Origin of the sequence: Pseudomonas sp. MS646 (genome assembly GCF_036693845.1) — a bacterium.
Classification (GTDB): Bacteria; Pseudomonadota; Gammaproteobacteria; order Pseudomonadales; family Pseudomonadaceae; genus Aquipseudomonas; species Aquipseudomonas chlororaphis_E.
Genome location: NZ_CP144763.1, coordinates 5,629,910 through 5,656,200, shown reverse-complemented (window position 1 = coordinate 5,656,200; position 26,291 = coordinate 5,629,910). Strand labels below are relative to the sequence as shown.

Annotated in this window: 22 protein-coding genes and 1 pseudogene; 7 read left to right on the top strand and 16 right to left on the bottom strand. The window is 63.5% G+C overall.

Annotated features, from left to right (window positions below; all coding sequences use genetic code 11):
• Positions 1-130 precede the first annotated feature (130 nt).
• From V3H56_RS25065 to V3H56_RS25020, 10 genes and pseudogenes are all read right to left on the bottom strand, one after another.
• The gene (locus tag V3H56_RS25065; protein ID WP_212803103.1) at positions 131-310 is read right to left on the bottom strand and encodes a hypothetical protein; all 180 of its coding nucleotides are present in this window, start codon (positions 308-310) and stop codon (positions 131-133) included.
• Positions 307-1,437 carry a PepSY-associated TM helix domain-containing protein gene (locus V3H56_RS25060; protein ID WP_212803102.1) on the bottom strand — a complete coding sequence of 377 codons (1,131 nt, stop codon included), beginning with the start codon at positions 1,435-1,437 and terminating at the stop codon, positions 307-309. Before V3H56_RS25060 ends, V3H56_RS25065 begins: the two co-directional genes overlap by 4 nt.
• Positions 1,438-1,486: 49 nt before the next feature.
• A pseudogene (locus V3H56_RS25055) lies at positions 1,487-1,618 on the bottom strand (metal ABC transporter ATP-binding protein); the annotation flags it as partial.
• 33 nt (positions 1,619-1,651) lie between these two features.
• Positions 1,652-4,090 (bottom strand): TonB-dependent siderophore receptor, encoded by a 2,439-nt coding sequence (locus V3H56_RS25050; protein WP_338473976.1) that lies wholly within the window; start codon positions 4,088-4,090, stop codon positions 1,652-1,654.
• Between the two features lie 161 nt (positions 4,091-4,251).
• On the bottom strand, positions 4,252-6,105 hold the full coding sequence (locus V3H56_RS25045) for an acyl-CoA dehydrogenase (protein WP_047735919.1): 1,854 nt from the start codon (positions 6,103-6,105) through the stop codon (positions 4,252-4,254).
• Positions 6,102-7,091 carry an acyltransferase domain-containing protein gene (locus V3H56_RS25040; RefSeq protein WP_338473975.1) on the bottom strand — a complete coding sequence of 330 codons (990 nt, stop codon included), beginning with the start codon at positions 7,089-7,091 and terminating at the stop codon, positions 6,102-6,104. The genes V3H56_RS25045 and V3H56_RS25040 overlap by 4 nt, the downstream gene beginning before the upstream one ends.
• A gap of 150 nt (positions 7,092-7,241) precedes the next feature.
• Entirely contained in the window at positions 7,242-8,222 is a 981-nt protein-coding gene (locus tag V3H56_RS25035) for a FecR family protein (protein ID WP_338473974.1), read from the bottom strand.
• The gene (locus tag V3H56_RS25030; protein ID WP_338473973.1) at positions 8,219-8,737 is read right to left on the bottom strand and encodes an RNA polymerase sigma factor; all 519 of its coding nucleotides are present in this window, start codon (positions 8,735-8,737) and stop codon (positions 8,219-8,221) included. Before V3H56_RS25030 ends, V3H56_RS25035 begins: the two co-directional genes overlap by 4 nt.
• Positions 8,738-8,957: 220 nt before the next feature.
• Positions 8,958-9,665 carry a 3'-5' exonuclease gene (locus tag V3H56_RS25025; protein ID WP_338473972.1) on the bottom strand — a complete coding sequence of 236 codons (708 nt, stop codon included), beginning with the start codon at positions 9,663-9,665 and terminating at the stop codon, positions 8,958-8,960.
• Positions 9,662-11,596 (bottom strand): putative nucleotidyltransferase substrate binding domain-containing protein, encoded by a 1,935-nt coding sequence (locus V3H56_RS25020; protein ID WP_311197337.1) that lies wholly within the window; start codon positions 11,594-11,596, stop codon positions 9,662-9,664. The genes V3H56_RS25025 and V3H56_RS25020 overlap by 4 nt, the downstream gene beginning before the upstream one ends.
• A 258-nt stretch (positions 11,597-11,854) precedes the next feature.
• Between V3H56_RS25020 and V3H56_RS25015 the strand changes: the two genes are divergently transcribed.
• Positions 11,855-12,301 carry a response regulator gene (locus tag V3H56_RS25015; RefSeq protein ID WP_042729620.1) on the top strand — a complete coding sequence of 149 codons (447 nt, stop codon included), beginning with the start codon at positions 11,855-11,857 and terminating at the stop codon, positions 12,299-12,301.
• 83 nt (positions 12,302-12,384) lie between these two features.
• Here the strand turns inward: V3H56_RS25015 and V3H56_RS25010 are convergent, their stop codons facing one another.
• Positions 12,385-14,562 carry a malate synthase G gene (locus tag V3H56_RS25010; RefSeq protein WP_047735923.1) on the bottom strand — a complete coding sequence of 726 codons (2,178 nt, stop codon included), beginning with the start codon at positions 14,560-14,562 and terminating at the stop codon, positions 12,385-12,387.
• A gap of 473 nt (positions 14,563-15,035) precedes the next feature.
• On the opposite strand from V3H56_RS25010, the gene V3H56_RS25005 reads away from it, so the two are divergent.
• A complete protein-coding gene (locus tag V3H56_RS25005) occupies positions 15,036-15,554 on the top strand; it encodes an ACT domain-containing protein (RefSeq protein ID WP_053151428.1) in 519 nt (172 codons plus the stop codon).
• A gap of 217 nt (positions 15,555-15,771) precedes the next feature.
• Here the strand turns inward: V3H56_RS25005 and rarD are convergent, their stop codons facing one another.
• From rarD to V3H56_RS24980, 5 genes are all read right to left on the bottom strand, one after another.
• Positions 15,772-16,659: an EamA family transporter RarD gene (rarD, locus tag V3H56_RS25000; protein ID WP_042732809.1), complete on the bottom strand. Its 888-nt coding sequence runs from the start codon at positions 16,657-16,659 to the stop codon at positions 15,772-15,774.
• 219 nt (positions 16,660-16,878) lie between these two features.
• Positions 16,879-17,853, bottom strand: a complete 975-nt coding sequence (locus V3H56_RS24995) for a serine/threonine protein kinase (protein ID WP_123579693.1) — start codon at positions 17,851-17,853, stop codon at positions 16,879-16,881.
• A 195-nt stretch (positions 17,854-18,048) separates the two neighbouring features.
• Entirely contained in the window at positions 18,049-19,956 is a 1,908-nt protein-coding gene (locus V3H56_RS24990) for a PhoX family phosphatase (protein WP_338473971.1), read from the bottom strand.
• 66 nt (positions 19,957-20,022) lie between these two features.
• Complete coding sequence (locus V3H56_RS24985) at positions 20,023-20,787, bottom strand: TOBE domain-containing protein (protein ID WP_338473970.1); 765 nt, start codon at positions 20,785-20,787, stop codon at positions 20,023-20,025.
• A 57-nt stretch (positions 20,788-20,844) separates the two neighbouring features.
• On the bottom strand, positions 20,845-21,585 hold the full coding sequence (locus V3H56_RS24980) for a ComF family protein (protein ID WP_338473969.1): 741 nt from the start codon (positions 21,583-21,585) through the stop codon (positions 20,845-20,847).
• Positions 21,586-21,677: 92 nt separating this feature from the next.
• Here V3H56_RS24980 and bioB point away from each other — a divergent pair, with 92 nt between their 5' ends.
• From bioB to bioD, 5 genes are all read left to right on the top strand, one after another.
• Positions 21,678-22,733 carry a biotin synthase BioB gene (gene bioB, locus V3H56_RS24975; RefSeq protein WP_212803096.1) on the top strand — a complete coding sequence of 352 codons (1,056 nt, stop codon included), beginning with the start codon at positions 21,678-21,680 and terminating at the stop codon, positions 22,731-22,733.
• 161 nt (positions 22,734-22,894) lie between these two features.
• On the top strand, positions 22,895-24,073 hold the full coding sequence (gene bioF, locus V3H56_RS24970) for an 8-amino-7-oxononanoate synthase (protein ID WP_338473968.1): 1,179 nt from the start codon (positions 22,895-22,897) through the stop codon (positions 24,071-24,073).
• Complete coding sequence (locus V3H56_RS24965) at positions 24,066-24,797, top strand: alpha/beta fold hydrolase (RefSeq protein ID WP_053151413.1); 732 nt, start codon at positions 24,066-24,068, stop codon at positions 24,795-24,797. Before bioF ends, V3H56_RS24965 begins: the two co-directional genes overlap by 8 nt.
• Positions 24,790-25,602: a malonyl-ACP O-methyltransferase BioC gene (gene bioC / locus V3H56_RS24960; protein ID WP_338473967.1), complete on the top strand. Its 813-nt coding sequence runs from the start codon at positions 24,790-24,792 to the stop codon at positions 25,600-25,602. The genes V3H56_RS24965 and bioC overlap by 8 nt, the downstream gene beginning before the upstream one ends.
• A complete protein-coding gene (bioD, locus tag V3H56_RS24955; protein ID WP_042730673.1) occupies positions 25,599-26,279 on the top strand; it encodes a dethiobiotin synthase in 681 nt (226 codons plus the stop codon). Before bioC ends, bioD begins: the two co-directional genes overlap by 4 nt.
• The last annotated feature ends 12 nt before the right edge of the window (positions 26,280-26,291 follow it).

Below are 26,291 nucleotides of genomic sequence, written 5' to 3'. Positions count from 1 at the left end.
TATAGGAGTGCAAGGATAAATTTGTCAACAAATATGTCAGTGGGCAGGCGCGCGCATGCCGCGACGCGGCGAAGTGTCGTCGTATAACGTCAGGAGAAAGGGCGTCGGATCAACGGGTGGCGCCGAGGCCTCAGCGGCGCGGGAGCAACCCCCGTACCCCCAACACACAAGGCACGCCCAGCCCGAGCCAGCTCACGGCGTCCCACAGGCCATCGCCCAGCAGGGCGCTGAACAGCCCGGCGGCGCAGAGCACACCGATTCCCAGGGGGATGCCGAACACCTTCCAGAAACTCGACTGCCGCGGCTTCATGAGGAGACCTGCGCGGTGATGGCCGCAGGCTTGGCCGCTTTGCGCCGCACCACCCACAGGTAGACGCCGCTACCGAGCACGATGATGGTCAGCACGTCGAGCACCGCCCAGAAAATCTGCATCGGCCGGCCGCCGTAGTCGCCGAAATGCAGGGGCAGCGACAGGCTCATGACGTCCATGTACCACGGGCGTTCGGCCACGGCGGTGACGGCCAGGGTGCTGGCGTCGATCAGCACCGGCGTGAGCAGGTGAGACGTCAGGTGAGTGTTGCCCTTCATGAACACGCCATAGTGGTGGGCGCTGGAGAACAACGTGCCCGGGAAGGCGATGAAGCTGGGCTCCATGCCGGGTGCGGCGTCCCTGGCGATGTCCAGCAGGCGAGTGGCCGGTGCCAGTTGCGTCAACGGCGGGGCATCGCGATAGGGTTCGATCATGCTGCTGAGGCTGTCGTTGCGCCAGGCGGCGATGATCAACTCGGCGCACGCGGCAATCACGCCGGTGACCCCCACCGTCAGCGCCCAGACCAGCGTGACCACGCCGATCAGGTTGTGCAGGTCGAGCCAGCGCAGGCGGGTCGATTTGTCCTGGCGCACGGTGGCGAACTTCAAGCGGCGCATGAACGGCAGGTACAAGACCACCCCGGAAACGATGGCCACCACGAACAGCAGGCCCATGAACGCCAGGAACAACTTGCCTGGCAAGCCGGCGAACATGTCCACGTGCAGGCGCAGCATGACCATCATGAAGCCGCCATTGGCCGAGGGCATTTCCAGGGCTTCACCGGTGCGCCCGTCGAGCATGAAGGTGTGGGATGAATTGGGCTCGGTGCCCGGCGTCGGCGCCATGATGGTGATGACGCCGTTGGGCTCGTCTTCATCCCAGCCAAAGTACTGGACCACTTCGCCGGGACGATGGGCCTTGGCTTTTTCCACCAGTTGCGCAAGGTCCAGGGGCGGCGTGTCGGCCGGCATTTGCCGCAGCTCGGGAGCGTCGCCCAGCAGGTGTTCGATTTCGTGGTGGAAGATCAACGGCAGCCCGGTGATCGCCAGCATCAGCAGGAACACCGTGCAGATCAGGCTGGTCCAGGTGTGGACGAAGGACCAGCGGCGGATGGTTTTGCTTTTCATGGTCGATCCGAATGCGAGAGGGCCTCGATGCCAGAGCCCCGTCAGCCAAGCCGCGAACCTGTGGGAGCGAGCTTGCTCGCGAAGACGGCGTAACAGTCAACGTTGATGTTGTCTGGCGCACCGCTTTCGCGAGCAAGCTCGCTCCCACAGGGGGTATTTGGCTGACAGGTCTTCGGGACAGGTGCCCTCGAAAGGTTTTGCAAATGCTAACCGTTTACCATTTGTAATTCACGCTGGCGACGACATTGCGCTGGTCGCCGTAGTAGCAATAGAACCCGTCGCAGGTGGACAGGTAGTCCTTGTTGAAGATGTTTTTCGCGTCCACCGCCACCGACACGCCCTTCAGAGCATTGCTCAGGCGTCCCAGGTCGTAGTGGGCCGAGGCGTCGTACACGGTATAGGAGCCGACGTGGCCCCAATCGGTGTTGGTGGTGTTGCCATAGGTGTCGCCGACATAGCGCACACCAGCGCCGACGCCAAAGCCATCGAGCGGGCCGTTGTGCCAGGTGTAGTCGGCCCACGCGGTGGCCTGGTTGCGAGGCACCTGGGCCATGCGCTTGCCTTTCTCGGCGGCGGTGCCCTTGGTGATCTCGCTGTCGTTGTAGGTGTAGGAACCGACCAGTTTCAGGTTGTCGGTGACATCGCCAGAGGCTTCCAGCTCCAGGCCGCGAACTTGCACTTCACCCACCTGGCGGGTGATGTTGTTCTCGGTGACGGAGTTGTTTTTCTGGGTCAGGTCAAACACGGCGGCGGTCAGCAAGGTCTTGGTGCCGGGCGGCTGGTACTTGATACCGGCTTCGTATTGTTCGCCTTCGGTGGGTTTGAACGCCTGGGTGCTGGTAATGACCGAACCGGTCGCCGCCTGGAACGACTGGGCGAAGGAAATGTACGGCGTCACGCCGTTATCGAAGACGTAGCTCAGCGCTGCGTTGCCGCTGAATTTCTTGTCGCGCTGGGTGGTGGTCGCATCGTTCTGGTTGTGGAACAGCGTGCCGGTGTGAATCCAGTCTTCACGCCCGCCGAGGGTCAGGCGCCAGTTGTCCAAGGCCATCTGGTCCTGGACGTAGAGGCCGGTCTGGTTGGTCTTCTGGTTGTAGTCGTACATGGTGAAGTACTGGACGTTGGAGAAATCCTGCCCATAGACCGGGTTGTTGATGTTGCTGGTCGGCACGCCGCCGGAGCCCCACTGCCAGCGCGCGTTGCTGTTGGAGCGCTGGTGATCCAGGCCCAGCAAAAGGGTGTGGCTCAAGGCGCCGGTCTGGAAGTCGGCCTGGAAGTTGTTGTCCACGGCGAACTGGCTGATGTCTTCGTCGACAATGCTGGCGCTGCGCTTGACGGTGCCGTCGGCGCTCACCGAGGTGTCAGGACCGTCCGGCCAGAACGAGCCGCCGGCGGAGATGCCCTGGAATTCCAGATCGCTCTTGGTATAGCGCAGGTTCTGGCGGAACTGCCAGGTGTCGTTGAGGCGATGTTCGAAGGCATAGCCCAGTGCGTAGTAGGTGCGGTCGTAGAACTCCCAATCCGGGTCGCCGAGGTTCTTGTGGTGGGAAATCGTGCCTGCCGGCGAGGCCAGCTTGGTGCCTTGCAACGGCAGGAATTGCCCGGTAATGCCGGTGTCGTCGCGGGTGTACTGGGACAGGAAGGTCAGGCGGGTGTCGTCGTTGATGTTCCAGGTCAGGCTGGGGGCGATGTTGTAGCGCTTGTCCGGAATGTGGTCGACCTGAGCGTTGCTGTCGCGCACGGTGCCGCTGACCCGATAGAGAAACTGGCCTTCGTCGTCGACCTTGCCGGTGCTGTCGAAGTTGATCTGCTTGTGCTCGTTGCTGCCGGCCTGCAATTGGACTTCGTGGCTGCTGTCGGCCTGGGGACGACGGCTGACCATGTCCAGCATGCCGCCCGGTGGCGTCTGGCCGTAGACCGAGGAGGCCGGGCCACGCAGCACGGCGATGCGCTCAAGGTTCCAGGTCTCGATCTTGGGCGTGACGTAGTTGCCCCGCGGCAGTGGCAGGCCGTCGAGGAACTGGGTCGGCACGAAGCCGCGCACCAGCAGCCAGTCGTTGCGCGTATCCGAACCATACCCGCTGCTCTGCACGCCGGCGGTGTAGCGCAGCGCGTCGTTGAGGTTGAGCACGGAGCGGTCTTCCATCTGCTGGCGCGTGACCACCGAGACCGAGCGCGGCAGCTCGACGATCGGTGTATCGGTCTTGGTGCCGGCGGCGGTGCGGGTGGCGGCATAGCCCTCGGTCGGGCCCCACGCGGTTTCGCTGCTGCCCGCGCCGATCACGCTGGTTTCCGGCAACACCATGACGCCCTCCGGCACGGCCACCAGGCTGTAGGTGCCGGCGCTGCTTTGCTCCAGTTGCAGGCCGGTGCCGCGCAGCGCTTCACGCAACGCGCCGGTGGCATCGAACTGGCCCTGCACCGGTGCCGACGTTTTGCCCGATGCCAGGGACGGGTTCAGGCTCAGCGCAAGGCCGGCCTGGCTGGCGATCTGGTTCAAGGTACTGGCCAACGGCGCGGCGGGCAGATTGTAGGCGCGCAGGCTGGTGGCCTGCTCGGCGGCCAACAGCGGCCCGCTGGCGAGCGGGGCGGCAAAGGCAATGGCGACGGCCAGCAGGCTGGGGCGCAACAGGGTGTCTAGCGGGCGGGACATACGGCGGCTCCTGAATGGAAATATTTCTCAATTGCCTGAGTGCCGGATGAGAATCGAAAAGTGATAGGGCGGGATGAAAATAATTTAGCAATGCTCAGAGCCAGCCCCCGCTACACCGGGGCTGGCTTCACTTTTTTGGCAAGCTGTGTCGGGTTAGTGGATTACCGGGACCGATGATCTTGCCGGGTCAATGCGCTCATCAGCGCGTCGGGATAGCACTGGGTGGGGTCTTCCAAGGGCCGAGGGACGGCGGTTTCCCGACTGCCGAACGCGCTGATCAACGGTTCGACCGAACCGGTGAGACGTTCGCACAGCACGGTGATCGCTGTTTCCAGAGCGTGATATCGGTGGGCATCAAACAGTGCCTCGGACAGGTACCACGCGGCCTGCCTTTGAATGTGTTCCAGTACATATAGTTGGGTGAGCACTTCAAGCAGTTGCCTGGCCTGGGGATCGGCGACCGCTTCATTGGTCTTGATGGCGCTTTCGACGATCAGCACCAGGCCATGGGCCAGGGCGACCTCGCGTGCCAGAGGGAGCAAGGGATTCCATAGCTCCATTGCGCTGCAGCCTTGTGCTTCGCTGGACTGGAACTTGACCGCCAATGCCTGGCGCAGGCGATACGCTCTTGTTTTGACCAGCCCAAGTAGCGAGGGTAGGGAGGATGTATCAAACATGCAGGGGGCTGGCGCGTCAGGCAGTGGTTCGGCGAGTAGCGAGCGGGCAGTGTCAAAAAGGATCAGCCAGTTATTGCCCCCCGCATCATTGAAAACGTGACCCAGTCCTTGCCAATGCAGAAAGCCGTTCAACGACAGGTCGCCTGCTACCCCGCAACGTAGCCTGCACTCGGCACAGGTTTCTTCTGCCGCCCAGGCGGTCAGCACTTTCGTCAGTGCCAGGCGTCGATGGGCGGCGGACCATGGGGCGAAATTCAGCGCCGAGATATCGGTGGCGGCGACGTGTTTCTGTTTGAGGTGCTCGGCCCAGTCTGCGCAGGCATCGTTCGAGAAACAGGTCATTGCGTATCCCGTGGCCAGGGCTACGAACAGTGCGCGTTGCTGGGTGCTGTAGTCCAGCAATCTGGTTTGGGGCGCCATGCGAGCCATGGTGAAGCGTTGTGTAGCATGCTTGAGGGCGAGCGCCGCACTGGTGCATGTCACGGCAGCGAGTGCTCTGGAGCCCATCGCCCAAACATGCTTCGGTGCAACCAGCGTGCGGATCAGTCTTTTATCCGGATCGCCGAGTGGATCATGGAACACACCGTTTTTATCCAGTCCTGCGCCATCGTTGAGCCAGGCGTCAAAGGGCAGACGCATGTGGTCGAACGCACATAGGCCGTAATCGAAAGGCACCAGCGGTATTTCCGCTGCTTCGGACATGCGCACACCCGGTTTCGGACCGCGTCGGGTGCTGATCGGCATGGCGAAGGCAAACACGCCGCAGTCTTGGCCAGCGACCCTCAGACGCGCACAGACGATGCCTAGTTTCGACTGATCGCTGACGCCGACATTGCTGAACTTGACCGCACCGTTGTCCGGACTGTGCAGCACGAATGCATGGGTGGCCGGGTCGTAGACGGCCTCGGTGCGCGTGGTGATCTGGCTGTTGCTTCTGCCCAATTCGGTGATCATGTAGGCGCCAACGGTTTTCCCAGACTCCATCGCGCGGCGCAGTTTTCCTGCCATTTTGTTGCCACTTTCGAACGCCGCCAGGGTGCTGATGCATAAGCCGTAGTGGATGGCGAAAGCGATGAAGAGCGAAGGATTGCGGATGCCGATCTGTTCGGACAACGCCAGCAGGTACTGCGGTGAGTCGAACAGTTTTGGTGAGCTTGGTAACCGTTGTATCAGCGTTCGCAGTTGCGCGTAGGTGTTGCGATGCAAGGCTCGGCCGGCAAGGTCCAGGCGTTGTCGGAAGATGTCATCGGCCAGCAATTCGGCGACATTACGGCGAACGGCCTCGGGGAGGGGACCGCCGATCGCTTGATTGAGGCTTTGTATGAGGGCATTGCTCATTGAGCACCTCGCAGAAATGTAATGGTTTCGTTCAGTTGTTCCGGAGTTTGTGTAAGAGGGGCAAGGGATGTTGCGTGTGTCTGGACTGTACGCACGCAGCGAGCCAGGGTGTCGCCTGGTCCGACGTTGACGTAGAGCGAGGCCTGGCGAATGAGTGGCTGGTCCAGGACCTCGGGAAAGTAGGTGGGATGAGTCAGGCAGTTGGCGAATCCGCGTTTGAGGTCATCCTCATCACAATAAAAACGGCGCGCCACGCATGAGTAGACGGGAAGGGCCAATGGGTGTTGTGGCAACTGCCCAAGGGTCTGATAAAACTGCTCGGCTTCCCGGTTCAGGGCTGGGTGGTGGCTCATGTACGGAAGGTCGAGTTTATGTCGGCGCGGCAGGTTCGTTCCGACAAGGGCCAGTAAAGCGTCAATGGCGGGGTTCGGACCGCTGACCACGGTTTGGTTCGCGGTGTTGATGCAGGCGATGGCAAGCTCCTGCAGGCCGCTGTCCTCGATCAAGCGATGAGTGTCCTGTGCCGATGCAGCCACCCACACCATTGCTCCTCGCCCCTGCAGCTCCCGACAGGCATGATTCAGCGCATTGACCGCTTGGAGACCCTGGGCGATATCGAAGCTCCCCGCACATACCGTCGCAGCGATTTCCCCGAGGCTGTGCCCGACCAAGGCATGAGGGCGCAAACCGAGCGTGCCGAGTACCTGGAACAGCGACACCGAAGCGACAAACTGTCCGAACGGGTTGAGGCCATATGGCAGGGAGGCCGGGTGAGACTTGGTCAGCAGCAATCGGTGCAGTTCACCGAAATGAATCCCTGCGTCCGGTTCCAGGCAGGAGAAACCAGCCTCCACCGCTGTAAAAACGTCATCGATGCAACGTCGGGTGTCAGCGCCCGTCCGATACAAATTGAGGAGCGAGCCGCTCGGGTCGCTTCCTTGCCCGGGAAACATGAACACACAGGGGGTACTTGTTGAAGGTGACATGACGGCTTCCAGTCCGAACCAAAACTCCGGTACCGCTTGGGGAGAAGGGTTTGTTGATTTCGATCCTGGAATATTGGATAGCCCCTTCAGATCCATGCCAACTGGGAACTCTGACAGGTCGTAAGAACGATTGGGCCTAAAAACGAGCGCTTATAAAGGTGATGTTGATTTTTCGTGGTGCTTTAACTGGGTCCACCAGGGGGTAATGTGCTCGACCTGCACCGGCAAGGTCGGCAGCAGCGCCGCCAAGGCCAGGTCGGTGTCGTGCAGCGGGAAGCTGCCGGTGATGCGCAGGTCCGCGACCTGCGGCTCGACGCCCAGGTAGCCGCGCCGATAGCGCCCCAGTTCGTGCACCAGATCCTCCAGGCGGGCGTTGTCGACCACCAACATGCCGCGGGTCCAGGCGTCTGCGCCGGGACCCAGCGCCAACGTCGGCCCGAGCCCGTCGCGGCGCATCAGCACTTGCTGGCCTTCGCGCAGGACCTGCTCTTCGTCCGTTGCCTGGGGGTGCGCGGCCACGGCCGATTGCAACACGCTCAGGCGCGTGCCCTGGTCTTCTCGCTTGACCAGGAACCGCGTGCCCAAGGCACGCAGGCGGCCTTCGCGGGTTTCGACGATGAAGGGACGCGGGTCGTTGTGGCCGGTTTCCACCAGGATCTCGCCTTCCTGCAGGACAATGCGTCGCTGCCGGGCATCGAAGCGCACGTCCAGCGCGCTGTGGGTGTTGAGGTTGACCACCGTTCCGTCGGCCAGGCGCAGGGTGCGTTGTTCGCCCGTGGCGGTGCGCTGGTCGGCCAGCCAATAGTCCAGCGACAGGTAGCGCTCGGCGACGAACAGCGTCAGGCCGACGACTGCGACCAGGCTGGCCAGGCCGCTGCCCACCTTGCGCAACCGCCGCCGGAGGGTCGTACGCGATTGCAGCAACGCGGCCCGCGCCGGGCCGCTGGCGACGCTGAAGCGCTGGTCGAGCATGCCCAACTGCCGCCAGGCGCGGGCATGTTCTTCATCGGCGGCATGCCAGCGGGCGAACGCCTCGCGCTCCTGGGCGCTGCCCGAATCCAGCGACAACTGCCAGGCAATGGCGGCATCCAGCACACGGGCCGATACCGGTTTGGCGCAGGCTGGGTTCATGTCGGCTCGCCATACAGGGCGATGTAGCACTGGCGAATGCCCTGGGCCAGGTATTGCCGTACCCGTGGCACCGAAACCCCCAGGCGCTGGGCGATCTCGGCGTGGCCGAGACCGTCGAGGCGGTTGTAGAGAAAGGCAGCGCGAGCCTTGCTCGACAACTGGCCGAGCAGCCGGTCGATGTGCTTGAGGTCTTCGAGGATCATCTGCTGTTCTTCCAGCGACGGCTGTTCGCTTTCGGGGATCAGCACCAACTCGGTGAGGTAGGCCTGCTCCAGGGCTGCCCGGCGGAAATAATCGAACAGCAGCCCCTTGGCGATCGCCACCAGGAACGCCCGCGGCTCGCGAGGCGTGGTCAGTTGGTCGCGGCCGAGCAGGCGCACGAACGTGTCCTGGCTCAAGTCCTCGGCCCGTTGTGCACAGGCCACGTTGCGCCGCAACCAGGCCAATAGCCAACCGCGATGGTCACGGTACAACGCACCAACCAGATCACTGTGAGGGCTAGGAACTGACGACACGGAGCATCACCGATGTTTTAAGTAACGAGAATTGTTCGCGATTGTGACAGAGGCGGCAGAGCGAAAGCAATTGGCACTGGTCGGGTGGGGCTTCTGGGGTTGTTGGGTGTGGGAGCGAGCTTGCTCGCGATGATGAGCGATCAACTCATATCAGTGTCGGCCGACAGTACGCTATCGCGAGCAAGCTCCCACAGGGCCGATGGTGTTCTCCGAACAGGGGTTAGATCGAAGGCGCCTGCTGCCGGCGTTTCCATTGGCCCAGGCGCTGCTGCAACGCCAGCGGGCTGGGGATCTGTTGCTGGCGGGCGCGGCTGAACAGGATCAGCGCCAGTTCCGCCGTGGCCAGGGCGTCGGCGCTGGCGTTGTGGCGCTCCTGCACCTGCAGCTTGAACGCGTCGATCCAGTCGTCCAGGCCCGCCTGGCGCAGGGCGACCTGGGGGCAGAGCATCGGGGCCAGGTCCGCGACGTCGAGGAACGGGTGCTGCAAGCGATAGCCCAGGTGATCCTTCAGTGCGCGCCCGAGCATGTGGGCATCGAAGGGTGAGTGGAAGGCCAGCAACGGGCTGTCGCCGACGTACTCCATGAACGCCAGCAACGCTTCGGCCGGTTCGCTGCCAGCGGCAATCGCGCTCGGCGCCAGGCCATGGATCAACACGCTGGGCCCGAGCTTTTGTTTGTCGCATTGCAAGGTGCGTTCGAACTGCTGGCCGAAATCGATCGCGCCGTCTTCGATGGCCACTGCGCCAATGGACAGCACCTGGTCCTTGTTGAGGTTCAGCCCGGTGGTTTCCAGGTCCAGCACCACCCAACGCTGTTCCCGCAGGCTGCATTCACCCAGGGCGGCAGGCGGCGGCAGGTCTGCCAGGCGTTGCTGCAAGGCGTCCGGCAATGACGGCTGGGCCGGGCGCAGCCAGGAAAACAGGCTCACAGCTGATACCTCAGGCTCAGGCTGCTTTGCAGACGTTGGGCCTGGCGCAGGGATTCGCGCAGGATGCGTCGGTCCAGATGGTTGAGGCTGTCGGGGTCGACGCGGTTGGAGTACGGCAGGTTCTCGCGGGTTTGCAGTTGATGCTGTTGCATGCGGGTTTGCTGGATGAAGTGATAGGCCTCTTCATAAGCCGCGCCGTCGAGGGGTTCGATCACCTGGCGGGCGACCAATTGCCGCAAGCGCTCCAAGGTGTTGTTGGCGCCGATGCCATTGGCCAGGGCCAGCAAACGGGCGCCGTCCACGAAAGGCGTCAGGCCTTGCACCTTGAGGTCGAGGGTGGCTTTTTCACCGTTCTTGCGGCTGAGCACAAATTCCCTGAAGCGCCCCACCGGCGGGCGATGGCGCAACGCGTTGTCGGCCATCATGCGCTGGAACAGACGGTTATCGCCCACCTGGTCGAGGATCTGCTGGCGCAATTGTTCGCAACCTTGTTCGTCACCCCAGACCACCCGCAGGTCGAAATAGATGCTCGAGCCCAACAGGTTCTCCGGCGTCGCCTCGCGAATGAACGCGGCAAAGCGCCGGGCCCATTCGGCGCGGGACAGACACAGCTCGGGGTTGCCGGCCATGATGTTGCCCTTGCACAGCGTGAAGCCGCACAGGGCCAGGCTCTGGTTGATCTGTTGGGCGATGGGCAGCAGCAGGCCTCGGATCTGCGCGGCGTGGGCGGCGTCCCGGGCTTCGAACAGGATGCCGTTGTCCTGGTCGGTGTGCAGGGTTTGCTCGCGGCGGCCTTCGCTGCCGAAACACAGCCAACTGAACGGCACGCCGGGGTCGCCCTTGTCGGCCAGGGTCAGCTCGATGATCCGGCACACCGTGTGGTCGTTGAGCAACGTGATGATGTGAGTGATCTGGGTCGAGGAGGCGCCATGGGCGAGCATGCGCTCCACCAGTTGACCGATCTCGCCACGCAGGGCCACCAGGTTTTCCACCTTCGGTGCGCTGCGGATGGTACGGGCCAGGTGCACCAGGTCGACTCGTTGCAGGGAAAACAGATCACGCTCGGACACCACGCCGCACAGGCGCTGCTCCTTGACCAGGCAGACGTGGGCGATGTGACGTTCGGTCATGGCAATCGCGGCGTCGAAGGCGCTGTGGTCCGGCGACAGGAAAAACGGCGCCTGAGTCATGTGCCCGGCGATGGCCTGGGAGAAATCCCCGGCCCCATCGGCCACCACTTGCCGCAGGTCGCGCAGGGTGAAAATCCCGACCGGCGTCTTCTGTTCCGTCACGACCACGATGCTGCCAACCTGTTGCTCGTGCATCAGTTTCACGGCTTCGCGCAAGGGCGTGTCGGGGCTGCAACTCACTGGGTGACGCATCGCCAGTTCACCCAGGCGCGTATTGAGGGAGTACTGCGTGCCCAGGGTCTGCGCGGATTTCTGTTGGACCTGCTGGTTGACCTGGTCCAGGAGGCTGCTGACCCCGCGCAAGGCGAAGTCGCGAAACGGCCCGGAGAGGGCGAACAGCTTGATGAAGGCCTGTTTGTTCAGTTGCAGGCAGAACGTGTCCTCGCCGGCCCGGTGTTCGGTGCGGGTGGCGCGCTCGCCGAGCAAGGCGGCGAGGGGAAAACACTCGCCGGTGGTGATTTCGAAGGTGGTCTCGGTACCGCCCTTGGCCGAATGCGGACGCTCGCCCACTACCCGGCCCTGCTTGACGATGTAGAAGTGTTCCACCGGGCCATCGGCCGGCTTGATGATGGTTTCGCCAGTGGCGTAGAAACGCAGCAGGCATTGCTCCACCAGGTACGCCAGGTGGGCATTTTCCATGTGGTTGAACGGCGGGAAGCGCTGGAGAAACTGCAGTGTCCCCTGGATGTTTTGCAACACCGCGGTTTTCCCTGCCTGGGTGAAGGCGTCCGCTTTTTTCATAGCCATTACGCAATCTTTTTCGAATTGTTGTGGTCGGATCTGTTCTCCCATGGTCGGCCCCTGAGCGCGGGGTGCCCATTGGACGTAAGTCTAGGTCGCCCGCGATAGGGCGAAACCGGGGGGAAATGCCCTGTGAGGGCCTTAAAAAAACTTCATTAAATGTTCTTGGAAAAAAATCCGACGAAGTGCACATTGAAGCGCCTTGCAACGATGTCTGACCACTTGCCAAGGGAATGATTCGAGAACGTAGAGAGCCCCATGTCCGACCACGATATTTTGAGTGACGCCGAGCGCGAGGCGCTGAGTGCCGTCATGCTGGAACCCGACCTGCCGCCGCAGCGAGTCTTGATCGTCGATGACGACAAGGACGCCCGTGAACTGCTGTCGGAAATTCTGGCGCTGGACGGGATTCACTGCATGACCGCCGCCAGCGGTGAAACGGCACTCAAGATGCTGGAAACCAAGCCGTCGATCGGCCTGATAATCACTGATCTGCGCATGGGCAATGTCGATGGCCTGGAACTGGTCCGCCTGGTGCGCGAGTCCGAGCGGGCAGCGTTGCCGATCATCCTGGTGTCCGGCGACGCCGACGTGAAGGACGCCATCGAAGCCATGCACCTGAGCGTGGTGGACTTCCTGCTCAAGCCCATCGATACGGAGAAATTGTTGGGGTTGGTCAAGCGGGAGTTGGGGATGGACCTCTAGCCTGTGGCGATCGGTCCGCACGGCAAACAAAAAAGGCCCTGATCGCAAGATCAGGGCCTTTCTCATTGATCGCTACCGCTCAATCACAACCCATTGGCTGCCTTGAACTCACGACGGCGGCGGTGCAGCACCGGCTCGGTGTAGCCGTTAGGCTGGCGGGTGCCTTCGATCACCAGTTCGACCGCCGCCTGGAAGGCGATGTTGCTGTCGAAGTCCGGTGCCAGCGGGCGGTACAGCGGGTCGTTGGCGTTCTGGCGATCCACCACCGGCGCCATGCGCTTGAGGCTTTCCATCACCTGGTCCTGCGTGACGATGCCATGGCGCAGCCAGTTGGCGATGTGCTGGCTGGAAATGCGCAGCGTCGCCCGGTCTTCCATCAGGCCGATGTCGTTGATGTCCGGCACCTTGGAACAACCCACGCCTTGGTCGATCCAGCGCACCACGTAGCCGAGGATGCCCTGGGCGTTGTTGTCCAGTTCGTTCCTGATCTGCTCCGGTGTCCAGTTCGGGTTGGCGGCCAGCGGGATGGTCAGGATGTCGTCCACCGACGCGCGGGTGCGCTTGGCCAGTTCGGCCTGGCGAGCGAATACGTCGACCTTGTGGTAGTGCAGGGCGTGCAGGGCAGCGGCGGTCGGCGACGGCACCCAGGCGGTGTTGGCGCCGGCCATTGGGTGGGCGACTTTCTGTTCGAGCATCGCCGCCATCAGGTCGGGCATGGCCCACATGCCCTTGCCGATTTGTGCGCGACCTTGCAGGCCGGTGCTCAAACCGATGTCGACGTTCCAGTTTTCGTACGCGGCGATCCACTTCTCGGCTTTCATGTCGGCCTTGCGCACCATCGGGCCGGCTTCCATCGAGGTGTGGATTTCGTCGCCGGTGCGGTCCAGGAAGCCGGTGTTGATGAACACCACGCGCTCGCTGGCTGCCTTGATGCAGGCCTTGAGGTTGACCGTGGTGCGGCGCTCCTCGTCCATGATCCCGACCTTGAGGGTGTTGCGCGGCAGGTTCAGCACGTCTTCGATACGACCGAACAGCTCGTTGGTGAAGGCGGCTTCTTCAGGCCCGTGCATCTTCGGCTTGACGATGTACACCGAGCCGGTGCGGCTGTTGCGGCGGGAGGTGTTGCCGTTGAGGCTGTGGATCGCCGCCAGGCTGGTGATCAGGCCGTCGAGGATACCTTCCGGTACTTCGTTGCCGTGCTTGTCCAGGATCGCGTCGATGGTCATCAGGTGCCCGACGTTACGCACGAACAGCAGCGAGCGACCGTGCAGCGTCAGGCCCGAGCCGTCGGCGGTGGTGTAGGCGCGGTCGGCGTTCATGGTGCGGGTGAACGTCTGGTCACCCTTGGTCACCTGCTCCGACAGATCGCCCTTCATCAGGCCGAGCCAGTTGCGGTAGATCACCACCTTGTCATCGGCGTCGACGGCGGCGACCGAGTCTTCGCAGTCCATGATGGTGGTCAGCGCCGCTTCCATCAGGATGTCTTTCACACCAGCCGCGTCGGTCTGGCCGACCGGGGTGCTGGCGTCGATCTGGATTTCGAAGTGCAGGCCGTTGTGCTTGAGCAGCACGGCGGCCGGCGCCGCGGCATCACCCTGGAAACCGATCAGTTGAGCATCGTCACGCAGGCCACTGTTGCTGCCGCCCTTGAGGGTGACCACCAGTTTGCCGTCGACGATCTTGTAGGCGGTGGAATCGACATGGGAGCCGGCCGCCAGGGGGGCCGCTTCGTCGAGGAAGGCGCGGGCGAAGGCAATGACCTTGTCGCCGCGAACCTTGTTGTAGCCCTTGCCCTTTTGTGCGCCGTCGGCTTCGCTGATGGCGTCGGTGCCGTACAGCGCGTCGTACAGCGAACCCCAGCGGGCGTTCGAGGCGTTGAGGGCGAAGCGGGCGTTCATCACCGGCACCACCAGTTGCGGGCCGGCCATGCGGGCGATTTCGTCATCGACGTTTTGGGTCGTGGCCTGGAAATCCGCCGCTTCTGGCAGCAGGTATCCGATGTCTTGCAGGAAGGCTTTGTAAGCCACGGCGTCGTGGGCCTGGCCGGCACGGGCCTGGTGCCAGGCATCGATCCGTGCCTGGAAGTCGTCGCGTTTGGCGAGTAGGGCTTGGTTCTTCGGTGCCAGGTCATGGATGACCTTGTCGGCACCGGCCCAGAATGCGTCGGCGGTGAGGCCGGTTCCGGGAATGGCTTCGTTATTCACGAAGTCGAACAGGACTTTGGCGACCTGCAGGCCACCGACTTGAACGTGTTCAGTCATTGCTTGCCTCACTCTGCTCAGCTATTTCGCTTTTCAGCTCTTCGATTTTGACAATGAAGCCTCGGGACATTTAAACCACAAACCCCGGTACCAGTACATGCCATCGCTGGCGGCTGGGTGGGACCTATCAAAGGGCTCTTGGCCTTGCTGACGGGGCTTTCAGGGATGCGACTGCGCCTTAAGCAGACATCGGTCCAACGTTATGTAGTGCTCGCTGCGGCATACTACATGATCAACTGCGGTTGTGAAAATCAGACTAAATGCGTCGTTCTGCGACCGACTAAAGGCGTACAGTCACGACGAGACATCGGATGTTCTCAAAAAACAGAGGGATTGTTCCAGATAAATCTTGAAACTTGTACACGATTGTTCGATTGGCCAGTCACGCCCCTGGTGACGAGGGGAAATCCCCCTCGCCACAGAATTGATGTGCACTTCTATACTCCTGCTTCTCACCACAAGAGGGCTGCGCCATGGACCATCTGGTTATCACTGTTTTTGCCCCGGACAAGCCCGGGCAGGTCGAGCGCATCGCCGATTGCATCGCCGAGCACGGCGGCAACTGGCTGGAAAGTCGCATGTCGCACCTGGCCGGGCAGTTTGCCGGGATCCTGCGCCTCAGCGCCCCCGCCGAGGCCCATGAAGCGTTGATCGAGGCCTTGCAGGGGCTGTCGGTTCACGGCATCCGCGTGCTGATCGCCGAGAGCGCCGCCGAGGCGTCGTGCAGTTGGAAACCCATTGTCATGGAGTTGGTGGGTAACGATCGGCCTGGCATCGTGCGCGACATCACCCGGCTGCTGAGCGAGCAAGGGGTCAATGTCGAGCGGCTGGTCACCCATGTGCGACCGGCCCCCATGAGCAGCGAGTTGCTGTTTCACGCCGAGGCGATCCTTGGCGTGCCGCTGGCCTTATCGCTGGACACGTTGCAGGAACGCCTGGAGACCCTGGCCGATGAATTGATGGTGGAGCTCAAGCTCAGCGACGAAGCGTGAAGCGGGTTATCCAAGGAAAACCTGAGCCTGCCTGTGGATAACCTGTAGAGACCCGGCGCCAGCCCAGGCCCGCCGGGCCTTAGCCGGCGATGATCAAAAAATCACCGATTATCAAGGGCTTGTGCACAAACGGCGGGGACCACGCTGTGGATAACCTTGGGAAGAATCAGCGCAGGCCACGTTGCACGGGGCCTGCGCAGGTTTGTGCGTTTTTTGATCAGTTGCGCCGGCGCAGGCTGATCACGGCATCGATGCTGTACACCGCGAGCCCCGCCCAGATGAACAGGAACGCCACCAGGGTGCTGGACGACAGGTGCTCGCCGAACAGTGTCACCGCCAGCAGCAACACCAAGGTCGGGGCGATGTACTGGAGGAACCCCAGCGTGGTGTAGGGCAGGTGCCGGGCCGCGGCGTTGAAGCACACCAGCGGAACCAACGTCACCGGGCCTGCGGCCACGAGCCACCAGGCTTCGGAAGTGCTCCAGAAAGCAGCCTGGGCACTGGTGGCCGCCGGGTTGAGCAGCAGCCAGGCCACGGCAATCGGCACCAGCATCCAGGTTTCCACCACCAACCCCGGCAGGGCCTTGACCGGCGCCTGCTTGCGGATCAATCCATAGAAACCGAAGGTCAGCGCCAACGCCAGCGATACCCATGGCAGGCTGCCCACTTGCCAGACCTGCTGCGCCACGCCCACCGCCGCCAACCCCACCGCCACCCATTGCATGGGCCGCAGCCGTTCACCCAGGATCAGCATGCCCAGCAGCACGTTCACCAGCGGATTGATGTAATAGCCCAGGCTCGCTTCGAGCATCCGCCCATTGTTCACCGCCCAGACGTAGGTCAGCCAGTTGACCGCGATCAGCGTACCGCTCAGGGCCAGGATCGCCAGTCGGCGTGGGTTGTCCCGCAGTTCGCGCCACCAGCCCGGATGCTTCCAGACCAGCAGCAATGCCGCGCCGAACAGCGCCGACCACAGGACGCGGTGGATGATGATCTCCACGGCTGGCACGCTGGCGATGGCTTTGAAATAGATGGGGAACAATCCCCAGACGATATAGGCGGTCAGGCCCAGGATGTACCCGCGACGCGGGTTGGCGGCTTGCATGCAGAATCCTTGCTTAGGCAGCTAACAAAGAAGTGATTGTAAGGAGATTTGTCAGGTTGGGTGTGAACCTTTGTGAACGTCCTGGCCCCGCCACAAATCCTTCTGTGGGAGCGGGCTCGCTCGCGAAAGCGGTGGGTCAGTCGAGATGGATATTGAATGTTCCTCCGGCTTCGCGAGCAAGCCCGCTCCCACACGGGGCGCGGTGACAGCTGAAACCCATCAGAACAACTTCAACGGCTCTTCATTCAATGCCGCCAGTTGCTCGCGCAAGGCCAGCACCTGGTCGCCCCAGTAGCGTTCACTGCCGAACCACGGAAAGCTGCGGGGGAAGGCCGGGTCGTCCCAGCGGCGTGCGAGCCAGGCGCTGTAGTGCATCAGGCGCAGGGCGCGCAAAGGTTCGATCAGCGCCAGTTCCCGTGGGTCGAAGTCGTGGAACTCCTGGTAACCGTCCATCAATTCCGACAACTGCCCCAGGCAGGCCTGGCGGTCGCCGGCGAGCATCATCCACAGGTCCTGGACCGCGGGGCCCATGCGGCAATCGTCGAGGTCGACGATGTGAAACACCTCGTCGCGACACATCATGTTGCCGGGATGACAGTCGCCGTGCATGCGGATGGTCTGGTGGGGTGTGGCGGCGTAGGCCTCTTCGACACGCTTGAGCAGGTCCCTGGCGACCGACTCGTAGGCCGGCAACAGGCTGCGCGGGACGAAGCCGCTGTCCAGCACCGTGGCCAGGGAATCGTGGCCGAAGTTCTTCACGCCCAAGGCTTCGCGGTGCTCGAACGGGCGGCTGGCGCCCACGGCGTGCAGGCGTCCGAGCAGTTGCCCGAGGCGGTAGAGCTGGTCGAGGTTACCCGGTTCCGGCGCACGGCCGCCACGACGGGGAAACAGGGTGAAGCGAAAGCCTGCGTGTTCGTGCAGGCTGGCGCCGTCATGGATCAATGGCGCCACCACCGGCACGTCGCAATCGGCCAGTTCGAACGTGAAACGGTGTTCTTCCAGGATCGCTTCATTGGTCCAGCGCGCAGGGCGATAGAACTTGGCGATCAGCGGCTCGCCGTCCTCGATACCGACCTGGTAGACACGGTTCTCATAACTGTTGAGCGCCAACACCCGGGCATCACTGAGCAAGCCCAGGCTTTCAACGGCGTCGAGTACGAGATCGGGGGTGAGGGTTTCAAACGGATGGGACATGCTGACTCCTGCGCAGCGGCAGGGCTGCCGCGTCCGGCCCAGCATGGTAGCGCAAAGCAGTCTGGATTGATTGTCAGTCCTGAATCAGCTTCGTGGCGAGGGAGCTTGCTCCCGCTGGGTTGCGCAGCGACCCCAGATATTTATGGGCGCTGCACACCCAAGCGGGAGCAAGCTTCCTCGCCACAAAAGCAAATGTCAGGCCGCGCCGATCACCCCGCCGTCCTCACGGGTAATCACCATCACCGATGAACGCGGCTTGCCGTTGGGCAGGTGCTCGGGAAAGGTCGAACCGCCGTTTTCGCCAGGGTGCTGGATCCCGACGAACAGGCTCCTGTGGTCCGGCGCGAAACTGATGCCGGTCACTTCGCAGCCCACCGGCCCGACCATGAAGCGGCGGATCTCTCCGCTGTTGGGGTCGGCGCAGAGCATCTGGTTGTTGCCCATGCCGGCGAAGTCGCCAGTGTTGCTGACGTCACCGTCGGTGAGGATCCACAGCCGACCCGCTTTGTCGAAGCCCAGGCCATCGGGGCTGTTGAACATGTTCTGCGGGGTGATGTTCGACGACCCGGCTTTTGGCGTACCGGCATGGACCGTCGGGTTGCCCGCGACCACGAACAGGTCCCAGTCGAAGGTCTTGGAGGCGTGATCGTCGCGGCTGGTGCGCCAGCGCAGGATCTGCCCGTAGACGTTCTTGGCCCGCGGGTTCGGCCCGCCCACCGGCTGGCCGTCTTCGCCGCGCTTGGAGTTGTTGGTCAGGGTGCAGTAGACCTGGCCGTCTTTCGGGCTCACCACGATCCACTCCGGACGGTCCATGCGCGTGGCGCCCACGGCGCTGGCGGCCAGGCGGGCATGGATCAGCACTTCGGCCTGGTCGGCGAAACCGCTGCTGGCGTCCAGGCCGTTCTTGCCGTGGGTCAGCTCGATCCACTGGCCCTTGCCTTTGGGATGATCGGGGTTGGCGTCGCCGGCGTCGAAGCGCGCCACGTACAAGGTGCCATGGTCCAGCAGGTTGCGGTTGGCCTTGGCGTTGCGGGGGTTGATGCGCTCGCGGCTGACGAACTTGTAGATGAACTCACCGCGTTCATCGTCGCCCATGTACACCACGGCGCGACCGTCATTGGTTTGCGCCAGCGCGGCGTTTTCATGCTTGAAGCGACCCAGGGCGGTGCGCTTGACCGGGGTGGAGTCTGGATCGAACGGGTCGATTTCTACCACCCAGCCATGACGGTTGAGTTCGTTGGGGTTTTTCGCCAGGTCGAAGCGCGGATCGAACAGGTGCCAGTTGATCTCGCGGCTGGTGACGGTGGCGCCGTAGCGTTTTTGCGCCTCATCGAACTGCAAGTCGGATTGGCTGCTGCCGAAGCAATCGGTGAAGTTTTCTTCGCAGGTCAGGTAGGTGCCCCACGGCGTCATGCCGTTGGCGCAGTTCTGGAACGTGCCAAGTACTTTCTTGCCGCTCTCGTCGGCGCTGGTCTTGAGCAACTCGTGACCGGCCGCAGGGCCGCGCAGGCGAATCGGCGTATTGCCGTGGATCCGGCGGTTGTAGCGCGAGTCCTGGACGAACTGCCACTGGCCGCCGCGACGGCGCTGGACCTCGATCACCGAGACGCCTTCGCTGGCCTGGGCCTTGTGCACGTCCTCGGCCGATTGCGGCTGGCCGCCGTGGGCGAAGAGGTAGCGGTAGTTGGTGTATTCGTTGTTGATCGCCATCAGCGCCCGGTTGTTGTCACCGGGGAACGGGAACAGGCTCATGCCGTCGTTGTTGTCGCCGAACTGCATTTCCTGGGCGCGGGCGGTGCCGTTGCCGCTGGGGTCGAACGCCGGTGCGTTTTTCTGCAGCGGCTGGCCCCAACTGATCAGCACCGAGGACTTGTAGCCTGGCGGCAGGGTGATGGTGTCGGTGGTCGCGGCGGCGATGCTGTTGAAACCCAGCAGCCTGCTGTTGCCTTCGCTCACGGCGGCGGCCATGACGCTGCGACTCAGCAGGTTGCCGCCCAGGAACATGGCGGCGCCACACAGGGCGCCGGCGCTGATGAAACCACGACGGCTGAGGCCGACGATCTTTTCCAGGTCGGTGGATTGGTTTTCTTCTAGTAGGCTCATTTCAGGCTCCCTGCTGGTTTTGGCAGTCACCTTAAAGCGGGTCGATGAAGCTATTGTTGCAGCGCGCTATAGCGGTGTGCCGAGCAGCACATTCGTGGGCGAAAACCTCACTTGCACCGCGCCGCCGACCTCCAGCTGTCGTTCACGCAATTGCAGCGGATCGGCCAGGGCGCAGAGGGTCTGGCCGTTGGGCAAGCCGATCCGCACCTCGCTGGGGCCGTTTTCAGCGGCGACGACCTGCTCGATCAGACCTTGCAAGGAATTGTCGCCCGCCATGGCCGGCTGCCCGGCGGGGTGCAGTTCCAGCCAGCCGGCCTTGATCAGGGCGACCACTTCGGTGCCGATCGCCAGTTCCAGGCGGACCGTGCTGTCGTGGGTGATCCGTGCCTCGATGACCAGCCCCCGGGCCAGCTCCAGGCGTATCCGGTCGTTGTGGCCGATGGCTTCGATCCCGATGACTTTGCCGTGCAACTGGTTGCGCGCGCTGGTGCGCAACATCAGGCGGCCCAGCAGGCCCAGGTCTGCGGCGTCTTCGCTTGCTTCGAGCAATTGCGCCTGCAAGGTTTGCAGGCGCAGGTACAGGCGCAACACCCGCTGCCCTTCCTCGGACAACCTGGCGCCGCCACCGCCCTTGCCGCCGACACTGCGCTCCACCAGCGGTTGGTCCGCCAGGTTGTTCAATTCATCGATGGCGTCCCACGCCGCCTTGTAGCTCAGGCCCGCGCTCTTGGCGGCGCGGGTGATCGAGCCTTGTTCGGCGATGTGCTGAAGCAAGGCGATGCGTTGTGGGCGGCGGACAATGTGTTGGGTCAGGAGCGTAGGCAATGACATGACGAAAAACTGCGTGCAGGAGTGATGGGCCGACGTTGGCGGCTTGGGCGCCGCGCGTCAAGCCGGCTCCGCCGCTTTCGGCGTGCGCGCCAGGCAATACACGTCCACCCGCGCCGCGCCGGCCTCCAGCAGCAGGTGCGCCAGGGCCTGGGCGGTAGCGCCGGTGGTGAGCACATCGTCCACCAGTGCCAGGTGGCGGTTGCGCAGTTGCGCCTCGGGGGCCAAGGCAAAGGCCCGGAGCAGGTTTTGCCGCCGCGCCTTGGCATCGAGCGCCTGTTGCGCGGGGGTGTCCTGGACGCGGCGCAGCCAGTGTTCTTCGCACGCAAGGCCCAACGGCTGGCTGAGCCAGCGAGCCAGCAGAGCCGCCTGGTTGAAGCCCCGCTGGCGCAGGCGCGGCGCGGCCAGGGGCACCGGCAGCAGCGCGTCGGGGCGCTCCAGGCCTTCGTCGAACTGGTGTTGCAGCGACTGCGCCAACAGCTCGCCCATCAGCCGGCCCAGGGGCCATTTCGCTTGATGCTTGAAGCGGGTGATCAAACTGTCCACCGGGAAGTCATAGGCCCAGGGCGCCAGCACCCGCTCGAATGCTGGCGGCTGTGCGGCACACTGTCCACAACGCAGCCCGGCCATGGGCAACGGCAAAGCGCAGACGCTGCATTGATCACCGAGCCAGGGCAGGTCGGCCTCGCAGGGTGTGCAGATCGGCTGCGGTGTGTCAGTGGTATCCCCGCATAACAGACAGGGTTGTTTGTTTTTTAACCAGATGTAAACCTGGCCTTCGTATCGTGGTTGACAGCGCATAACTCTTCCTTAAATATGCCGAACATCCGTGTCGCGCCTGTGGGTATTGCGTAAACCCAAGGCGCCAGCCAAGCATAATCAAGGAATTGCCCATGAGCGCCAGCACCACTGCCAACCTGCGTCATGACTGGTCTTTGGCCGAAGTCAAAGCACTCTTCGTCCAGCCATTCAACGACCTGCTGTTCCAGGCGCAGACCGTGCACCGCGCGCACTTCGACGCCAACCGCGTCCAGGTTTCCACGCTGCTGTCGATCAAGACCGGCGCGTGCCCGGAAGATTGCAAATATTGTCCGCAGTCCGGCCACTACAACACCGGGCTGGATAAAGAGAAGTTGCTGGAAGTGCAGAAGGTCCTCGAAGAAGCCGCGCGCGCCAAGGCCATTGGTTCGACCCGTTTCTGCATGGGCGCGGCCTGGAAGCATCCGTCGGCCAAGGACATGCCGTACGTGCTGGAGATGGTCAAGGGCGTGAAGGCCATGGGCCTGGAAACCTGCATGACCCTGGGCCGGCTCGACCAAGAGCAGACCCAGGCGCTGGCCCAGGCTGGCCTGGACTACTACAACCACAACCTCGACACCTCGCCGGAGTTCTACACCAGCATCATCACCACCCGCACCTACAGCGAGCGCCTGCAAACCCTGGTCTACGTGCGTGACTCGGGGATGAAGATCTGCTCCGGTGGCATCCTCGGCATGGGAGAGTCCCTGGACGATCGCGCCAACCTGCTGATCCAGCTGGCCAACCTGCCGGAGCACCCTGAATCGGTGCCGATCAATATGCTGGTCAAGGTCGCCGGCACGCCGCTGGAAAACGCCGAGGACGTCGATCCGTTCGACTTCATCCGCATGCTCGCCGTGGCGCGGATCCTGATGCCCAAGTCCCATGTACGCCTGTCTGCCGGCCGTGAAGCGATGAACGAGCAGATGCAGGCCCTGGCCTTCCTGGCCGGCGCGAACTCGATTTTCTACGGCGACAAACTGCTGACCACCGCCAACCCGCAGGCCGACAAGGACATGCAACTGTTCGCCCGCCTCGGCATCCAGCCCGAAGCCCGTGAAGAGCACGCCGACGAAGTGCACCAGGCCGCGATTGAACAGGCACTGGTGGAGCACAAGAGCAGCGAGCAGTTCTACAACGCGGCGGTTTGACCACTCTCCGATACCCGGATTGGAATGCAAGCCCCTGTGGGAGCGAGCTTGCTCGCGATGGCGATGGAACATTCACATTTATGTCGACTGACACACCGCTATCGCGAGCAAGCTCGCTCCCACAAGGGGCTTTGGCCAGTCTTTAAACAGTTGAGGCCTGCATGTCCTTTGATCTCGCCGCACGCCTGGCTGCCCGTCGTGCCGAAAACCTCTATCGCCAGCGCCCATTACTCGAAAGTCCGCAGGGGCCGGAGGTGCTGGTGGACGGCCAGCCGTTGCTGGCGTTCTGCAACAACGACTACCTGGGTCTGGCGAACCACCCGCAGGTGATCGAAGCCTGGCGCGCCGGTGCGACCCGTTGGGGCGTCGGTGGCGGGGCTTCCCACCTGGTAATCGGCCACAGCGGCCCGCACCACGCCCTGGAGGAAGCCCTGGCTGACTTGACCGGCCGGCCCCGGGCCTTGCTGTTCACCACCGGCTACATGGCCAACCTCGGCGCGGTGACCGCGCTGGTGGGGCAGGGCGACACGGTGCTGGAAGACCGGCTCAATCACGCCTCGTTGCTCGACGCCGGGTTGTTGTCCGGCGCACGGTTCAACCGTTACCTGCACAACGACGCCCGGAGCCTGGCCACTCGCCTGGAGAAAGCCATCGGCAATACCCTGGTGGTCACCGACGGCGTGTTCAGCATGGACGGCGACATTGCCGACCTGCCGGCCCTGGCCCGTGAAGCCAAGGCCAGGGGCGCCTGGCTGATGGTCGACGATGCCCACGGTTTCGGCCCGTTGGGCGCCCAGGGCGGCGGCGTCGTCGAGCACTTCGGCTTGAGCCAGGACGACGTCCCCGTGCTGGTGGGTACCCTGGGCAAGGCGTTCGGCACCGCCGGGGCGTTCGTCGCCGGCAGTGAAGAGCTGATCGAGAGCCTGATCCAGTTCGCCCGCCCCTACATCTACACCACCAGCCAACCGCCGGCCCTGGCCTGCGCCACGCTCAAGAGCCTTGAGTTGCTGCGCCGCGAGCATTGGCGACGCGAGCACTTGCAGGTGCTGATCCGCCAGTTCCGCCAGGGGGCCGAGCAGATCGGCTTGCAATTGATGGACAGCTTCACGCCGATCCAGCCGATTCTGGTGGGCGATGCGGGACACGCGCTGCGCCTGTCGCAAATGTTGCGTGAGCGCGGGTTGATGGTCACCGCCATCCGTCCCCCTACCGTGCCGGCCGGCAGCGCGCGTTTGCGCGTGACCCTGACGGCGGCCCACAGCGAGGCTCAGGTGCAGCGCCTGCTCGAAGCCCTGGCCGATTGTTTTGCCCAATTGCGAAAGGAGCCCAGCCATGCGTGATCGACTGATCCTGCTGCCCGGTTGGGGCCTGGGCATTTCACCGCTGGAGCCGTTGGCGGCTGCGCTGCAAGGGCTCGATGAGCACCTGCGGGTGGAGATCGAACCGTTGCCAGCGCTGGCGTCGAGTGATCCTGACGAATGGCTCGACGAGCTGGACGCCGCCATCCCCGAGGATGCCTGGCTCGGCGGCTGGTCCCTTGGCGGCATGCTCGCCTCGGCACTGGCGGCGCGGCGCGGCGAGCGCTGCTGTGGCCTGCTGACCCTGGCCAGCAACGCCGCGTTCGTCGCCCAAGAGCAGTGGTCGAACGCGATGGCGGCAGACACTTTCAATGGGTTTGTGGCCGGGTGTGCCGACGATCCGCGCCAGACCCTCAAGCGCTTCAGCATGCTGTGCGCCCAGGGGTGCAGCGACCCGCGCGGGTTGTCGCGCTTGCTGCTGGCCGGTGCACCGAACACCTCGCCCGAGGTCTTGATCGCCGGGTTGCAGGTGCTGGCGCAACTGGATACCCGCGCCGCGTTGCAGGGCTTTCGGGGGCCGCAACTGCACCTGTTCGCCGGGCTCGATGCCTTGGTGCCGGCCGAAGCGGCGGGTGAATTGCTCGCGCTGTTGCCGGATGTCGAAATCGGCCTGATCGAACAGGCCGGCCATGGATTCCTCCTGGAAGACCCCCACGGTGTGGCGGGGGCTATCCAGGCTTTTTTGCACGAGTGCGGTGATGACTGATTTGTCTCTCGTGACATTACCCGGTGCCTTACCGGACAAGCGTCAGGTGGCGGCTTCGTTCTCCCGGGCGGCGACGAGCTATGACAGCGTTGCAGCGTTGCAGCGTGACGTGGGCGAACAGTTGCTGGAGCGGTTGCCGCCATCGCTCACCCCACCGCGTTGGGTAGACCTGGGCTGTGGCACCGGGTATTTCACCCGGGCGCTGGCGGCGCGCTTTGACGAGGCGGGCGGGCTGGCGCTGGACATTGCCGAAGGCATGCTGAACCACGCCCGCCCACAAGGCGGCGCCGCGCATTTTGTCGCCGCTGACGCCGAGCGGCTACCCTTGCAGGCATCGAGTTGCGAGCTGGTGTTCTCCAGCCTGGCGGTGCAATGGTGTGCGGATTTCGCGTCGGTGTTGAGTGAGGCCCGACGTGTCCTGAAACCCGGCGGTGTGCTGGCCTTTACCAGCCTGTGTGTCGGTACGTTGTACGAACTGCGCGACAGCTGGCGTCAGGTGGATGGCCTGGTGCACGTCAACCGTTTCCGCGGGTTCGACACCTACCAGCAGCTGTGCGCCGCCAGCGGCCTGAATGTGCTCAGCCTTGAAAGCCGTCCCCATGTCCTGCACTACCCTGATGTGCGCAGCCTGACCCACGAACTGAAAGCGTTGGGTGCGCACAATCTGAACCCAGGTCGACCCGGAGGCCTGACGGGCAGGGCGCGGATCCTGGCGCTGGTCGAGGCGTATGAGCAGTTTCGCCAGGCGCAAGGGCTGCCGGCGACTTACCAGGTGGTCTACGCCGTTTTGGAGAAACCGCTATGAGCCAGGCCTATTTCATCACCGGCACTGACACCGACGTGGGCAAGACCACTGTCGCGGCGGGGCTGCTGCACGCGGCGCGACAGGCCGGCAGGAGCACCGCCGCCGGCAAGCCCGTGGCGTCCGGTTGCGAGGTCACGCCCAAAGGCCTGCGCAATGCCGACGCCCTGGCATTGCTGGCCGAGTGCTCGGTGCCGCTTGCTTATGCGCAGGTCAATCCGGTGGCGTTCGAACCGGCCATCGCGCCGCATCTGGCGGCGCGGGAGGCGGGCGTGGCCTTGACCGTTCAATCGTTGCTGGGGCCGATGCGTGACGTGCTGGCCCTGGGCGCCGATTTCACCCTGATCGAAGGCGCCGGTGGCTGGCGCGTGCCGCTGGCCGACCAGGATAATCTCTCGGACCTGGCCATGGCCTTGGGCCTGCCGGTGATCCTGGTGGTGGGCGTGCGCCTGGGCTGCATCAGCCATGCGTTGCTGACCGCCGAGGCCATCGCCCGGGACGGCCTGCAACTGGCCGGCTGGGTGGCGAACATCATCGACCCCAAGACCTCGCGCCTGGAAGAAAACCTCGCCACCCTGGCCGAGCGCCTCCCCGCGCCGTGCCTGGGGCGGGTCCCGAAAATCAAGGGCGTGACGGCCGAAATCGTCGCCGATCACTTGCATCTCGACCTGCTGGATTAGGGTTTTCCCTAT

Bases quoted from the DNA above. Each gene is read 5' to 3' on its own strand.
- bioC (WP_338473967.1), top strand. From the start codon at position 24,790: ATGACTGATTTGTCTCTCGTGACATTACCCGGTGCCTTACCGGACAAG.
- V3H56_RS24995 (WP_123579693.1), bottom strand. From the start codon at position 17,853: ATGTCCCATCCGTTTGAAACCCTCACCCCCGATCTCGTACTCGACGCC.
- bioF (WP_338473968.1), top strand. From the start codon at position 22,895: ATGTCCTTTGATCTCGCCGCACGCCTGGCTGCCCGTCGTGCCGAAAAC.
- V3H56_RS25050 (WP_338473976.1), bottom strand. From the start codon at position 4,090: ATGTCCCGCCCGCTAGACACCCTGTTGCGCCCCAGCCTGCTGGCCGTC.
- V3H56_RS24990 (WP_338473971.1), bottom strand. From the start codon at position 19,956: ATGAGCCTACTAGAAGAAAACCAATCCACCGACCTGGAAAAGATCGTC.
- V3H56_RS25040 (WP_338473975.1), bottom strand. From the start codon at position 7,091: ATGTCACCTTCAACAAGTACCCCCTGTGTGTTCATGTTTCCCGGGCAA.
- V3H56_RS25065 (WP_212803103.1), bottom strand. From the start codon at position 310: ATGAAGCCGCGGCAGTCGAGTTTCTGGAAGGTGTTCGGCATCCCCCTG.
- bioD (WP_042730673.1), top strand. From the start codon at position 25,599: ATGAGCCAGGCCTATTTCATCACCGGCACTGACACCGACGTGGGCAAG.
- V3H56_RS24980 (WP_338473969.1), bottom strand. From the start codon at position 21,585: ATGCGCTGTCAACCACGATACGAAGGCCAGGTTTACATCTGGTTAAAA.
- V3H56_RS25060 (WP_212803102.1), bottom strand. From the start codon at position 1,437: ATGAAAAGCAAAACCATCCGCCGCTGGTCCTTCGTCCACACCTGGACC.
- V3H56_RS25005 (WP_053151428.1), top strand. From the start codon at position 15,036: ATGGACCATCTGGTTATCACTGTTTTTGCCCCGGACAAGCCCGGGCAG.
- V3H56_RS25020 (WP_311197337.1), bottom strand. From the start codon at position 11,596: ATGAAAAAAGCGGACGCCTTCACCCAGGCAGGGAAAACCGCGGTGTTG.
- rarD (WP_042732809.1), bottom strand. From the start codon at position 16,659: ATGCAAGCCGCCAACCCGCGTCGCGGGTACATCCTGGGCCTGACCGCC.
- V3H56_RS24985 (WP_338473970.1), bottom strand. From the start codon at position 20,787: ATGTCATTGCCTACGCTCCTGACCCAACACATTGTCCGCCGCCCACAA.
- V3H56_RS24965 (WP_053151413.1), top strand. From the start codon at position 24,066: ATGCGTGATCGACTGATCCTGCTGCCCGGTTGGGGCCTGGGCATTTCA.
- V3H56_RS25035 (WP_338473974.1), bottom strand. From the start codon at position 8,222: ATGAACCCAGCCTGCGCCAAACCGGTATCGGCCCGTGTGCTGGATGCC.
- bioB (WP_212803096.1), top strand. From the start codon at position 21,678: ATGAGCGCCAGCACCACTGCCAACCTGCGTCATGACTGGTCTTTGGCC.
- V3H56_RS25015 (WP_042729620.1), top strand. From the start codon at position 11,855: ATGTCCGACCACGATATTTTGAGTGACGCCGAGCGCGAGGCGCTGAGT.
- V3H56_RS25010 (WP_047735923.1), bottom strand. From the start codon at position 14,562: ATGACTGAACACGTTCAAGTCGGTGGCCTGCAGGTCGCCAAAGTCCTG.
- V3H56_RS25045 (WP_047735919.1), bottom strand. From the start codon at position 6,105: ATGAGCAATGCCCTCATACAAAGCCTCAATCAAGCGATCGGCGGTCCC.